Annotated in this window: 11 protein-coding genes; 4 read left to right on the top strand and 7 right to left on the bottom strand. The window is 65.3% G+C overall.

Features of this window, described 5'->3' with window-relative positions; all coding sequences use genetic code 11:
* Positions 1–12: 12 nt before the first annotated feature.
* From IG178_RS04110 to IG178_RS04100, 3 genes are all read right to left on the bottom strand, one after another.
* The gene (locus IG178_RS04110; RefSeq protein ID WP_193211246.1) at positions 13–1,515 is read right to left on the bottom strand and encodes a sulfatase family protein; all 1,503 of its coding nucleotides are present in this window, start codon (positions 1,513–1,515) and stop codon (positions 13–15) included.
* Positions 1,516–1,639: 124 nt separating this feature from the next.
* Positions 1,640–2,839, bottom strand: coding sequence for a 1-deoxy-D-xylulose-5-phosphate reductoisomerase (locus tag IG178_RS04105; protein ID WP_193211245.1), 1,200 nt, complete (start codon positions 2,837–2,839; stop codon positions 1,640–1,642).
* Positions 2,824–3,822, bottom strand: coding sequence for a phosphatidate cytidylyltransferase (locus IG178_RS04100; protein ID WP_193211244.1), 999 nt, complete (start codon positions 3,820–3,822; stop codon positions 2,824–2,826). The genes IG178_RS04105 and IG178_RS04100 overlap by 16 nt, the downstream gene beginning before the upstream one ends.
* Positions 3,823–3,961: 139 nt before the next feature.
* On the opposite strand from IG178_RS04100, the gene IG178_RS04095 reads away from it, so the two are divergent.
* Complete coding sequence (locus IG178_RS04095; RefSeq protein WP_193211243.1) at positions 3,962–4,450, top strand: EF-hand domain-containing protein; 489 nt, start codon at positions 3,962–3,964, stop codon at positions 4,448–4,450.
* A 70-nt stretch (positions 4,451–4,520) separates the two neighbouring features.
* On the opposite strand, the gene IG178_RS04090 is transcribed toward IG178_RS04095, so the two are convergent.
* Positions 4,521–5,882: a GntP family permease gene (locus IG178_RS04090; RefSeq protein WP_193211242.1), complete on the bottom strand. Its 1,362-nt coding sequence runs from the start codon at positions 5,880–5,882 to the stop codon at positions 4,521–4,523.
* Positions 5,883–5,980: 98 nt separating this feature from the next.
* On the opposite strand from IG178_RS04090, the gene IG178_RS04085 reads away from it, so the two are divergent.
* From IG178_RS04085 to IG178_RS04075, 3 genes are all read left to right on the top strand, one after another.
* Positions 5,981–6,568 (top strand): CDP-alcohol phosphatidyltransferase family protein, encoded by a 588-nt coding sequence (locus tag IG178_RS04085; RefSeq protein WP_193211241.1) that lies wholly within the window; start codon positions 5,981–5,983, stop codon positions 6,566–6,568.
* 40 nt (positions 6,569–6,608) lie between these two features.
* On the top strand, positions 6,609–7,991 hold the full coding sequence (der, locus tag IG178_RS04080) for a ribosome biogenesis GTPase Der (RefSeq protein ID WP_193211240.1): 1,383 nt from the start codon (positions 6,609–6,611) through the stop codon (positions 7,989–7,991).
* Positions 7,992–8,063: 72 nt separating this feature from the next.
* On the top strand, positions 8,064–9,044 hold the full coding sequence (locus IG178_RS04075; protein WP_193211239.1) for an ABC transporter ATP-binding protein: 981 nt from the start codon (positions 8,064–8,066) through the stop codon (positions 9,042–9,044).
* Positions 9,045–9,061: 17 nt separating this feature from the next.
* On the opposite strand, the gene IG178_RS04070 is transcribed toward IG178_RS04075, so the two are convergent.
* From IG178_RS04070 to dnaA, 3 genes are all read right to left on the bottom strand, one after another.
* On the bottom strand, positions 9,062–9,418 hold the full coding sequence (locus IG178_RS04070) for a hypothetical protein (protein ID WP_193211238.1): 357 nt from the start codon (positions 9,416–9,418) through the stop codon (positions 9,062–9,064).
* A gap of 82 nt (positions 9,419–9,500) precedes the next feature.
* Positions 9,501–10,598, bottom strand: a complete 1,098-nt coding sequence (gene dnaN / locus IG178_RS04065; RefSeq protein ID WP_193211237.1) for a DNA polymerase III subunit beta — start codon at positions 10,596–10,598, stop codon at positions 9,501–9,503.
* Between the two features lie 143 nt (positions 10,599–10,741).
* Positions 10,742–12,139: a chromosomal replication initiator protein DnaA gene (dnaA, locus tag IG178_RS04060; protein WP_226894782.1), complete on the bottom strand. Its 1,398-nt coding sequence runs from the start codon at positions 12,137–12,139 to the stop codon at positions 10,742–10,744.
* Between the last annotated feature and the right edge of the window lie 48 nt (positions 12,140–12,187).

Here is a 12,187-nt window from a genome sequence, read left to right as displayed (position 1 = left end):
CGGGCTCCGCGGTCACTCGTAGCGCCACTTGATGCGCCACGGATCGCGGGTCTCCTCCTGCTTCAGCTTGAGCCGCTGCTTGCGCTCGCCGAGCTTGCCGGCAAACTCCGGATCCCCGGCCAGATTGCGCGACTCCGCCGGGTCGTCCGTGATGTTGTAGAGCTCGAAGGGAGGACGGTGGATGTACGAATCCACGCTGCGGTTGCCGTAATTGGCATCCATGCCCTTTTCATACTGCGCCTGCCAGGTGGACGCCGCCCAGAGGTCCGAGGCGAAGGGATAGGGCAGCGGCGCGGCGATGTTCCAGATCAGCTTGTAGTGGCGGCCGATGACGGCGCGCATCGGGTAGTACATCTGGATTTCATGGAAGGTGTGCGAGGCGAATACCTCGTCCCACCCCGTGGAGTCCCGCGAATCGAGCAGCGGCAGCCAGGAGCGCCCGTGATAGCGGTCGAACTTGAACCCCGCGTTTTCGCCGCGGCCGACCTTCGGCACCGGCAACAAGTGCTTGGGAGCCTGCTTGCCGGCCTCGTAGCCACCGGCCGCGTCCAGCAGCGACGGCGTGATATCGACATGAGAAATCATCGCGTCGTTGACGATTCCCCCGGCCGCCGCGCCCGGCATGCGGACCACGAAGGGAACCTTGAGGCCGGCCTCGTAAACCGTGGTCTTCGCCCCGGGGAAAGCCATGCCGTGATCCGCCGTGTAGATGATCATCGTGTTTTCGTACTGCCCGGCCTCCTTGAGAGCCTCGACGAGCTTGCCCAGCGCCTTGTCGGTGCGGGTGCAGCTCTGGTAGTACTGGGCGATCTCGCGGCGGCACTCGATGGTGTCCGGCAGGTAAGCGGGAACAGGAACCTCGGCCGGGTCATACACGAGCTCCGGGGTCCCCGGATACGATTTGCCGGCCGGCGGATTGCCGAAACGGTTCGGCTTCAGCTTCTCCGGAGCGCTCTCCTCGACGTCCCCGCTGCGGTGCGGATCGTGGGTCCAGAAGCACAGGAAGAAGGGCTTGTCCGACTCCTCGTTGAACAAGGGCTTGCAGGACTCGACCCAGGCCGGGGTGTTGTGACCGCCGCCCTTCTCGGGGAGATACCGGTCGAACTGATAGACGACCTCCGGGGCCACGTGGAGCTTGCCGATGTGGGCGGTGCGATAGCCGTTGGCGCGCAGCTGGTTCGGCAAGCTGAGGGCGGCGCAGCTCTTGAAGGTATCGAACTTGTGGTAGTCGTGGGTGTGCCCGAACTGCCCGTTGGCGTGGTTCTGCAGGCCCGTGAGCATCACCGAGCGGCTCGCCGAGCAGGATGCGGTGGTGGCGTAGGCGTTGGTGAAGCGCGTGCCTTCCGCGGCAAGCTGGTCGAGGAACGGGGTCTGGATCAGGGGAGAACCATAGCAGCCCGCGATCGGGCTCTGGTCGTCGGTGACAAACAGCACGATGTTGGGCCTTGCCGCGAGAGCGGAACTGATCGCGAGAAGGGTGGCGGCGGCTCCGGTGAGCAGCAGGCGGAATTTCATGATGATGGGTTGCTTGGTCTTTTACGCGGTCGGCCTTCCCGCTCTCTCGACCGATGACATCGCCGCCCCGGGCCCTGTCTCAATCCCACGCTCCTGAATCCGGGTGGCCCCGTGACGGGTCCGGCTAACCCGCGGCTGTCCGACCTTTGCAAGCCTCCTGCGCTGCACGCCGGGCCCACCGGTCGGCATCGATCACCGCCTCCAGCGACGAGGCGGCCGTCACCTGGTGGCGCGACATGGCCTCACCCACCACCCGCCAGATGTCGGGGAAGCGGATCCCGCCCGCGATGAATGCATCGACCGCGACCTCGTTGGCGGCATTGAAAACCGCCGGCAAGGTCCCGCCCTTCAATCCCGCCTCGCGGGCCAATCCCAAGGCCGGGAAATCGCGGTGGCGGGGCTCCTCGAATTCCAGGCGCGCGAGCTTGGCAAAGTCCAGGGGCTGCAAACCGCCGGCCAGCCGCTCCGGCCAGGTCAGCGCATACTGGATGGGGAAACACATGTCGGTGGTGCTCATCTGCGCCAGCACCGAGCCGTCGATGAACTCGACCATCGAATGCACGATGCTCTGGGGATGAACGATCACGTCGATCCGCTCCATGCCGATCCCGAACAGCCAGCGCGCCTCGATCATTTCGAGGCCCTTGTTGAAAAGCGTGGCGGAATCGATGGTGATCTTGCGCCCCATCTCCCAGGTCGGGTGCTTGAGCGCCTGGGCCAGGGTCACGTCGGCAAGCTGCCCGGCGGGCAAATTCCGGAACGGCCCGCCGGATGCCGTGAGAATCAGCCGCGAGACCTCCTTCTCGCCGCCCGCGTGTCCGTCGAGACATTGGAAGATCGCGTTGTGCTCGCTGTCGACCGGCAGGAGCTTCACGCCCTTGCGCGCCGCGGACGCGGTGACGATCTCGCCGGCCATCACCAGGATTTCCTTGGAAGCCACCGCGAGATCCTTGCCGGCCTCGATCGCCGCGAGCGCCGGCTGCAAACCGGCCGTGCCAACGATCGCCACCAGGACCATGTCCGCCTCTCCCAGCGTGGCGAGTTCACTCAAGCCCTCGGGACCCGGGTAAATCTCCACGCCCGCCGGCAGCAGGGCGCGCAACTCGTCGATGCGGCTCGCATCATGCAGCGCCACGTGGCGGACACCGGTTTCGCGAACCTGCGCGGCGAGGGCCTCGACACTGCCGTTCGCCGCCAGACCGACCAGTTCGACCCTCTCGGGCAAGAGTCGCGCCACCTCCAGGGTGGATTTTCCAATCGATCCCGTGGACCCTAAAAGGACCACCTTCTTGCGTGCCCCGGCAGCCTTCACAGCGTCACCCATTTGAGATAGAAATACAGCACCGGCGCCGTGAAGCAGAGACTGTCGATGAGGTCGAGCGCCCCGCCGATGCCCGGCAGGAAATTCCCCGAGTCCTTCGCGTTGAGGCTGCGTTTCACCACGCTCTCGGCGAGGTCGCCGACCACGGCCAGAAGGGCGAGCAACACGCTGAGCCCGATCACCGCGCCCCATCCGCCCAGCACGTGCAGTCCGGAGGCAAAGCCCGGCATGTCGTCGTGGAACAGGGCATACAGCCCGCAGCCGGCGAGCAGGGCGAAGAAGATCGCGCCGCCGAAACCCTGCCAGGTTTTCCCCGGGCTGACGTGGGGGATCATCTTGTGGCGGCCGATCGCCGATCCGACGATGTAGGCGCCCATGTCGGTGAACTTGGTTACCGCGATCAGCCACAGCAGGGCCATCGCTCCCGGCACCTGGCCTTCACCGGGAACCACGAATACGAGCTTCGCGGCGAAGTTGAAGAGGAAGGCGATGTAGATGAAGCCGAGCAGGCTCGAAGCAACAGCTTGGAGCGGTTCCAACCCGCGGATGGGATGCCGCAGTTGAAGAACAAAGGCTCCGGCGATCGCCAGAAAGATGGCGGCGCCATCAAACCAGTCATCCGGAAGGATCAGATAGGAAGAATCGTGGCTGGCGATATAGCCGGTGCCCGGATCCGCAAGTTCATCGATCCGGGTGGCACCACTTTCCAAAAGAACGCCACTGTCCAGCAGCAGCCAGTAAAGGGCCAGCGAATACGCCACCGCCAGCAGCAGGCCGAAACGCGGGAAGCACTTCACCCCGGCGCCCTTCAGCATCCGGAAATACTCGATCGTCGCGAGGACGACCAGGACGCCCATCATCCCGACATAGGCCCATCCCTGGCGGCTGGCGAAGGCCGCGGCGACCACCGCCCACAGGCCGAGCGTGCTCGCGCTGCGGCGCAGGAAGGTGGTTCGTTTCGAAGTGTCTGGTGCGGGGCTGGGCATCCGGGGCGAATCCAAGACCGCGAAGCAGCGCGAGGCAAATTGATTCCGTCGCGCAACCTTGCGAACGGCCCCGGGTTCTTTCCAGCAACTACGGATGGCCACCCGTCGGACCCACATCAAACCGATTACAACCGATACCATGAAAACGACAATGACCCTGATCACCCTGGCTCTCGCCGGCACCCTTGCCGCCCAAGCCCAGGACGCGCCCCGGCGCGAAAACCGCGGCCCGCGGCAAGTGCCCCCCGCCGTGCTGGAGGAGTTCGACAAGGACGGCGACGGCAAGCTCAACGACGAGGAAAGCAAGGCCGCCCGCGAAGCCATGCAGGCCAAGCGCGAGGAAGCCCGCAAGAAGATGATCGCCGAGTTCGACAAGGACGGCGACGGCAAGCTCAACGACGAGGAAAGCAAGGCCGCCCGTGAAGCCATGCAGGCCAAGCGCAAGGCCCTCGTCGAAAAATACGACGCGAACAAGAACGGCCGCCTCGATCCCGAGGAAGTGAAGGCCGCCCGCGAAGCCGGCGAGGAACTGCCGATGATGCGCGCAGGTGCCCGCGGCCAGGGAGGCCCGCGCGGCGAAGGCCGTCCGAACCGCGGCGAACGCAAGGCGCCACCGGCCGGCGAATAAGCCGCAGGCATCCCGACCCACCCTACGAAACCCGGAGCGCGTTGACCCGCCTCCGGGTTTTTTCGTGGGCTCAGCCGACCACGTTCCACAGCAGCATCGCCATCGCCAGACCGACCAGCGAGATGATCGTCTCCGCCACGGTCCACGACTTCAGCGTCTGCTTTTCGGTGAGCTTGAGGTAGCGGCTGATCATCCAGAACCCGCTGTCGTTGACGTGCGACGCCGTGGTCGCGCCGGCGGCGATCGCCGCGACCAGCAGCGCCAGCTTCATCGGTCCCAGGTCCATTTGCTCGACCAAGGGCGCCATCAAGGCCGCCCCGGCGGTCATCGCCACCGTGGCCGAGCCCTGGCTGACCCTCACCACGGTGGTCAACAGCCACGCAAGCACCAGCGGCCCGACGGGCAAGGTCTGCATTCCCGTGGCCAGCGCCTTGCCCGCCCCGCTGTCGACCAGCACCTGCTTGAATACCCCGCCGGCGCCGGTCACCAGGATGATGATCCCGGCGGGTCCGAGCGACTTGGTCGCCAGCTCCTGAAGCTCGCTCCGCCCGGCCTTGAACCGGAACGCGAGCACGGCCATCGCCGCGAGGGTCGAGAGCAACAAGGCGGCGATCGGATGCCCCAAGAACGATAGCAAGGCATGCCCGGGACTCCGGCCCTGGCTTTCGATGACCTCCTTGCCGACCTGCAGGTCGACCAGCGACGCCGCCAGGATCAGCAGGATCGGCGCGAGGATGAGCGCCGCGGTGATCCACGCCATCGGGCGATCCAGGGTCGCCTCCTCTTCCTCCGCGATTTGCTCCGGCACCTCCAGGTTCAGCCGGGGCACGATCCACTTGGAGAAGACCGGCCCCGCGAGGATCGCTCCCGGCAATCCGCACAGCACCCCGGCGAGGATCACCGGCCCCAACGACACCCCGAGGTACTCCGCCACGATGATCGGCCCGGGAGTGGGCGGGACGAAAGAATGCGTGACCGCCAGCCCCGCCAGGAGCGGCAGGCCGAAATACAGAACCGGCTTCCGCTGGCTGCGGGCCATCGCGAAAAGCAGCGGGCAAAGGATCACCAGGGCCACGTCGAGGAACACGGGGATCGAGATCAGGAAGCCCGCCACCATCAGCGCCCACGGTGCGCCCTTCGGTCCGGTCAGCCGGATCATGCCCTTGGCCAGCGCGTGGGCCCCGCCCGAGTGCTCCAGCATCGCGCCGAAAATCGCCCCCAAACCGACCAACACCGCCACCAGGCCGAGGCTCTTGCCCATCCCGTCCACCACCGTCGCCGGGATCGCGTCGAGCGGCATCCCCACCAGCACTGCAAATATCAGGCTCGAAACCAAGAGGGCGACAAAGGCCTGCCAGCGCAGCCACAGGATCAGGCCCAGCAACAGGCCAACGGCGGCGATCACGGCCAGCAGCGGGTGGTCGGACAACATCCGCCGAGCCCGCCAGAATCGGCGCGCCGCGTCACGCCCCAATCGAGACAACACCAGGGACTCGCAAAAAGCCCGCCACCGTGCGAAACTTCCGGCCGATGACCCTCGCCAGCAAGATCACCCTCGGCCGCATTTTCATGGTGCCGGTCTTCGCGGTGTACGTGGCGAGGTACGGGATGAGCGTGGCGGCCCGCGAGCCGGACGAAAGGCTGCGCTGGACCGCGCTGGCGCTGTTCGTGATCGCCTCCGCCACCGACGGCGTCGACGGCTGGATCGCCCGCCGCTTCAACCAGAAGTCCAAGTTCGGCGCCTTCATCGACCCCCTCGCCGACAAGTTCCTGCTGATCACCGCCATCGTCTTCCTCAGCGCCTTTCCCTGGGGCGAGCATGACTGGCGGATGCCGCAGTGGTTCGCCTGGCTGGTCATCACCCGCGACACCCTGATCGTCCTCGGCATCATCCTGGTCAAGCGCACCGCCCGCGAGGTCCACTACTCGCCCCACTGGACCGGCAAGGTCTGCACCGTCACCCAGATGTTCGCGATCGGCTGGGTGATGCTGAAAGTCGACATCCTGCCGCCGCTCTACCCGTGCCTGGTGGCGGCGCTCTTCACCCTCTGGTCGGCCGTGAACTACTACCTCGAGGCCAGCCGGCAGCTCAGGAACGCCCCGGTCACCCCGCCGTAATGCCCTTGCTACCCGCGGCTTGCTACCGTAAGCCCCGGGCATGCCCACCGTCGCCATCGTCGGACGCCCCAACGTCGGGAAGTCCGCGCTCTTCAACCGCCTGGCCAAGCGGAAGATCGCCATCGTCCACGACCAGCCCGGCGTGACGCGCGACCGCATCTCCGCGCCCTGCCTGGCGACGGCCGTACCCTGCACCCTCATCGACACCGGCGGCATCGGCGCCACGCTCGACGACGGCTTCGGCGCCCAGGTCACGCTGGAGGCCGACATCGCGATGCAGACCGCGAACCTGATCCTGTTCGTCGTCGACGCCCATGAAGGGCTGACGCCGGTCGACCTCGACCTCGGCGCCAAGCTGCGCAAGGCCCAGCTGCCGGTGATGCTGGTGGTCAACAAGGTCGACGACGACAAGCACGTCCGCGCCACCGACGAGTTCAGCCGCCTCGGCTTCGGCGATCCCGCCTGCATTTCCGCCGAGCACGGCCGCGGGATGAACGACCTCACCCAACGGATCGACGAGATCATCAAGCCGCTCGAAGGCGAGATCCAGGAAGCCATCGAGGAAGCCGAGGCCGCCGGCATCAAGCTCGCCATCGTCGGCAAGCCGAACGCCGGTAAGTCGTCGCTGGTCAACGCCATCCTCAACGACCGGCGGACCATCGTTTCCGACATCGCCGGCACCACCCGCGACGCGATCGACCTGCCCTGCGACCACGGCGGCGAACGATTCACCCTCATCGACACCGCCGGGCTCCGGCCGCGGGCGAAACGCGACACCTCGGTCGAGGTCTTCTCCGCGATGCGCACCGAGCGGGCGATCCGCCGCGCTGACCTCTGCGTGCTGGTCATCGACCTGGCCGCCGGGATCAGCGCCCAGGACCGCAAAATCGCCCAGGAGATCCTGAAGGAGAACAAGCCCTGCCTGATCGTCCTCAACAAATTCGACCTCTATCACCCGGACGCGCCGATGAAGGCGCGCATGGCCGAGGCGACCGACCACGTGAAGCGCGAGCTCTTCTTCCTGAGCTACGCTCCCTTCGTCACCGTTTCCGCCAAGAGCGGCCAGGCCGTCGAGCAGGTCCTCAAGAAGGTTCTCGCGATCAAGAAGGGGGCCCGCAAGGTGCCGAGCACGGGCAAGCTCAATCGCATGCTCCAGGAGGCCTTCCAGATCAATCCGCCGCCCTCGGACAAGCGCTCGGCCAAGCGGCTGAAACTCTATTACGCGACCGCCGCCGTGGAGGAAAAATACAGCACCATCCCGGTGCCGACCTTCGTGCTCTTCGTCAACGACAAGGCCTTGATGCCGGCGAGCTACGAACAGTACCTCGCCAACCGGTTGCGCGAGTTCAACCCGGTTGCCGGTGTTCCCATCGTCTTCTCCGTCCGGTCGCGGGACCGCCGCGAGTGGGACAAGAGAAAATGATGAACGGCGGTTGGCACCCGGACCGCTTCGTTGGAAGATGCGGGTCCGCCCGCCACGATCCCAGCTTTTCCCATGGCCCTTCTCGACGTCCGCAACCTGACCACCCGCTTCCACACCCGCAACGGCATCGTCCACGCGGTGGAAGACGTTTCTTTCTCCGTCGAGGCGGGCAAGGCGCTCGGCATCGTCGGTGAGTCGGGGTCGGGCAAGTCGGTGACCTGCTACTCGCTGCTCGGCCTGATCCCCCAGCCTCCCGGGCGCATCCACGCCGGCACCGCGATGTTCGACGGGCTCGACCTGCTGAAGGCAAAGGAAAGCCAGCTGCGCAAGATCCGCGGCAAGCGGATCTCGATGATCTTCCAGGACCCGATGACCTCGCTGAACCCCTATCTGCGGATCGGCGACCAGCTGACCGAGCCGCTTGAGATCCACGAGGGCATCCGCGGCCGCAAGGCGCTCGACCGGGCCATCCAGTCGCTGGCCGAGGTCGGGATTCCGGATCCCGAAAAGCGGATCCAGGCCTACCCCCACGAGTTTTCCGGCGGCATGCGCCAGCGGGTGATGATCGCCATGGCGCTGATCACCCGGCCCGAGCTGTTGATCTGCGACGAGCCGACCACGGCGCTGGACGTCACCGTGCAGAAGCAGGTGCTCGACCTGATCCGCGACCGCCAGCGCGAGCTCGGCACGGCGGTCATTTTCATCACCCACGACCTGGCCGTGGTGTCCGAGGTCTGTGACGTGGTGAACGTCATGTATGCGGGCCGCATCGTCGAAAGCGCGCCGAAGGACGAGCTCTTCGCCAAGCCGCTGCACGCTTACACCCGCTCGCTGCTGAAGAGCATCCCCGCCATCCACGACAAGGGCGAGGACCTCTACACCATTCCCGGCTTGCCGCCGAACCTCGCCAACCCGGTTCCGGGCTGCGATTTCCGCCCGCGCAACACCCTCGGGGACGCCAAGCTCTGCCTCACCGACCGCCACCCGAAACTGGTCGAGCACGGCGCCCGCCACTTCGTCCAGGATTGCCCCGGGTGTTTGTCGACGAATTGAGGGATTCAGGCGCCTGGTTATTCGCCGAAGCTCCCCCTCTCCAACATCAGGGCCCTGAGGTCCCTGTAGCTGATTCCGTCTTTGATCCGACGGTAAGGCGGCTCCTCAACATCGATCGCCAGCCAGTCGATCTTCGACGAGGAGGGCCCCTCGAAGAACCGTGGATCCAGGTAGCGAAAGCTATTCCATGCAATCACCTCTTCGAAATAGGTCTGCATCGTACGATCACCGCGTTCGATTGCTTTCCGCCGGTTGTAGAACGCCATCTTCGTCTCCTCGCGGACGTGATCTTGCCCGAGGCCGAGGAAGTGCATGGACGCCATGCCAACCAAACAGCCACAGGTGAAGATCGCTGGATTCTTGAGCATTTTCATCGGCGGGAATGGTTTCGGATCCTGAAAAGAAAAAGGGCGAGCATCGCTGCCCGCCCTTCAAATTCCATTCGATGCTGCGCTATCAGCCGGTCACGCGCATCGGCATGATGACGTAGAGGAAGCTGCCGTCGATCCGGATGACCCCGGGGCTCATTTCGTCGATGAGGTCGAGGTAAACGGTTTCGGCTTCCAGGTTGCGCAGCGGCGCCATCAGGAATTCCGGATTGAAGGCGATCTGCATCGGCTTGCCGGTGTAGGCGACTTCCATTGTTTCGCGCGCCTCGCCGACGTCCGGCGAGTTGGCGGTGACCTCGACGGAATTCTCGCCGAAGACCAGCTTCACCGAGTTCGACTTGTCGGAGGAAAGCAGCGAAACGCGGCGGACGGTCTCGAAAGTCGCCTCGCGGGGCAGCTCGACGCGCTCGGTCGATTCCCCCGGGATCACCTGGCGGTAGTTCGGGTAGTTGCCCTCGATCAGCTTGCTGATCAGGAGGTGCTCGCCGATGTGGAAGGAAATCTGGCTGTCACTCAGGCGGATCAGCACTTCGTCCGAATCCCCCAGCAAGCGCAGCAGCTCCTGCACCGCCTTCGTCGGGACGATGACGTCGGTCTCGTGGCTGGCGGGGAACTCGAGGTCGTTCTCGACCATCGCCAGGCGGCGGCCGTCGGTGGCAACCAGGGTCAGCTTGCCGTCGCGGAACGAGGTGTAGATGCCGTTCAGGACGTAGCGGGTCTCGTCGGTCGAGATCGCGTAGGCGGTCTTCTTCAGGCCGTCGCGCAACACCTGCTGGGGCATGCGGAACTCCTTGGCGCCCTCGAAGTCGGGCAGCGGCGGGAAGTCGTCCTGGCCGAGACCGATGATCTTGAAGAACGAAGGACCGCTCTGGATCGACGCAATGTTCTTCGCGTCGACCGAAATCTCGACCTCGCTGGCCGGGAGCTCGCGGACGATGTTCACCAGGCGCTTCGCCGGGAGGGTGGTCGCTCCTTCCTTGTCGATCTTGGCTTCCACCGAACCCGTGATGCCGACATCGAGGTCGGTCGTCGTGAACGTCAGGCGACCTCCCTTGGCGACCAGCAGCACGTTCGACAGGATGGGCAAGGTCGTCCGGGTGCTGACCACGTGCTGGACCTTCTGCAGCCCGTCAAGAAGGGCCTCTTTGGAAATGCTGAACTTCATGGGGATAAACGGAAACGCGCGATTGCTAGGCGGATGCTCTCTGCAATCTCCGACCCTTGGCAAGCCATTCTGTCGGGAATGCCAAGGATCGCCACCGCCCCCTGAAAACGGCCTGGAATTCCAAAAACTCCCCGGCCCTAGTCTCAGCGCCGCATTGTCGACTCGATGACCCCGATCGCGTCCCTCACCGAGGCGTCGATTTCCATCTGCGCGGAGATTTTTTTGCAGGCGTGGATGACCGTTCCGTGGTCCCGCCCGCCGAAGGCCTCACCGATCTCCATCAGCGATCCCTTGGTCAGGGTCCGGCTCAAATACATCGCCACCTGGCGGGGGAAGGCGATGCTGGCCGGCCGCCGGCGGCTGGTCATGTCGGCGAGCCGGATGTCGAAGTGATCGGCCACCGCGCGCTGGATCGAATCGATGGTGACCTGCTTGCCGGTCTCCTCGCGCAGCAGGTCGCGCAGGAGATGCTCGACCCGCTCCTCGGTCACCCGCTCGCCGGCGAGCGAGGCGAAGGTGGCCACGCGCATCAACGCGCCTTCGAGGCGCCGCACGTTGCTGCGGATCCGCTCGGCGAGGAAGCGCATGATGCCCTCGTCGACCTTGACCTTCCACTCGTCGCGCTTCTTGCCGAGGATCGCGAGCCGGGTCTCGAAGACCGGCGGCTGCAGCTCCACGGTCAGCCCGCACTCGAAGCGGGAGATCAGGCGCGGCTCGAGGTTCTTGATCTCGCTGGCCGGCCGGTCGCTGGTCAGGACCACCTGGCAGCGGCCGTCGAGCAGGGTGTTGAAGGTGTGGAAAAACTCTTCCTGCGAGCGCTCCTTGCCGCCGAGGAACTGGACGTCGTCGAGGAGCATGACTTCGGCCGACCGGTAGCGCTTGCGGAAGCGCTCGAGATCGCCCTTGCGGACGGCGTCGATGAACTCGTTGGTGAACTTCTCGCAGGTCAGGTAGACGACCTTGGAAGCCGGGGCATTGCGCAGCCACTGGTGGCCGATCGCGTGCATCAGGTGGGTCTTGCCGAGACCCGGTCCGCCATGGATGAAGAGCGGGTTGTAGCCCGGGCCCTTCTTTTTCGCCACCGCCTCGCAGGCGGCGTGGGCGAACTGGCTGTTCGCACCGACGACGAAGGACTCGAAGGTGAACTGCTGGTTGAGACCGGCGGTCTTAAGTCGCTTCTCGAAGCTGATCTCGCCACCCATCGGTGCCGCCGGCGCGGGCACCTTGCAGACGACATCCGAAGGCGCCTTCGCGGCTCCGTTGGGCTCGTCGGCCTCCGGCCCGCAATCTTCCACCACCAGCTTCACCCCGCGGACGCCTTCGATGGCTTCGGCCACTGCCGACGAGAGCTCCGGCAGGTAATTCGTTTCGATCCAGACCTGGTGGATCTCGTTCGGCACCGACACCACCGCCCGCGAGTCCTCGACCCCGACCAACCGTGATGCCCGGAACCAGCGCTGGTAGGCATCCTTGCTCACCAGCTTCCCGAGCACCTCACACGCCGCATCCCACAGCGCGGCCGCGTCCGCAACCGGTTCCATTTCAACTTCTCCTCCAAACTCCTCCAAATCCATTTTTGTCACTTTCTC

This window comes from Neoluteolibacter marinus (assembly GCF_014904755.1).
In the GTDB taxonomy this organism is placed as follows: domain Bacteria; phylum Verrucomicrobiota; class Verrucomicrobiia; order Verrucomicrobiales; family Akkermansiaceae; genus Haloferula; species Haloferula marina.
The sequence above is the reverse complement of the archived record's forward strand: the minus strand, read 5'-3'. Positions and strand labels throughout refer to the sequence as shown.

Coding starts and splice junctions, on each gene's coding strand:
- IG178_RS04110 (WP_193211246.1), bottom strand. CDS start 1,515: ATGAAATTCCGCCTGCTGCTCACCGGAGCCGCCGCCACCCTTCTCGCG.
- IG178_RS04105 (WP_193211245.1), bottom strand. CDS start 2,839: ATGGGTGACGCTGTGAAGGCTGCCGGGGCACGCAAGAAGGTGGTCCTT.
- IG178_RS04100 (WP_193211244.1), bottom strand. CDS start 3,822: ATGCCCAGCCCCGCACCAGACACTTCGAAACGAACCACCTTCCTGCGC.
- IG178_RS04095 (WP_193211243.1), top strand. CDS start 3,962: ATGAAAACGACAATGACCCTGATCACCCTGGCTCTCGCCGGCACCCTT.
- IG178_RS04090 (WP_193211242.1), bottom strand. CDS start 5,882: ATGTTGTCCGACCACCCGCTGCTGGCCGTGATCGCCGCCGTTGGCCTG.
- IG178_RS04085 (WP_193211241.1), top strand. CDS start 5,981: ATGACCCTCGCCAGCAAGATCACCCTCGGCCGCATTTTCATGGTGCCG.
- der (WP_193211240.1), top strand. CDS start 6,609: ATGCCCACCGTCGCCATCGTCGGACGCCCCAACGTCGGGAAGTCCGCG.
- IG178_RS04075 (WP_193211239.1), top strand. CDS start 8,064: ATGGCCCTTCTCGACGTCCGCAACCTGACCACCCGCTTCCACACCCGC.
- IG178_RS04070 (WP_193211238.1), bottom strand. CDS start 9,418: ATGAAAATGCTCAAGAATCCAGCGATCTTCACCTGTGGCTGTTTGGTT.
- dnaN (WP_193211237.1), bottom strand. CDS start 10,598: ATGAAGTTCAGCATTTCCAAAGAGGCCCTTCTTGACGGGCTGCAGAAG.
- dnaA (WP_226894782.1), bottom strand. CDS start 12,139: ATGGAACCGGTTGCGGACGCGGCCGCGCTGTGGGATGCGGCGTGTGAG.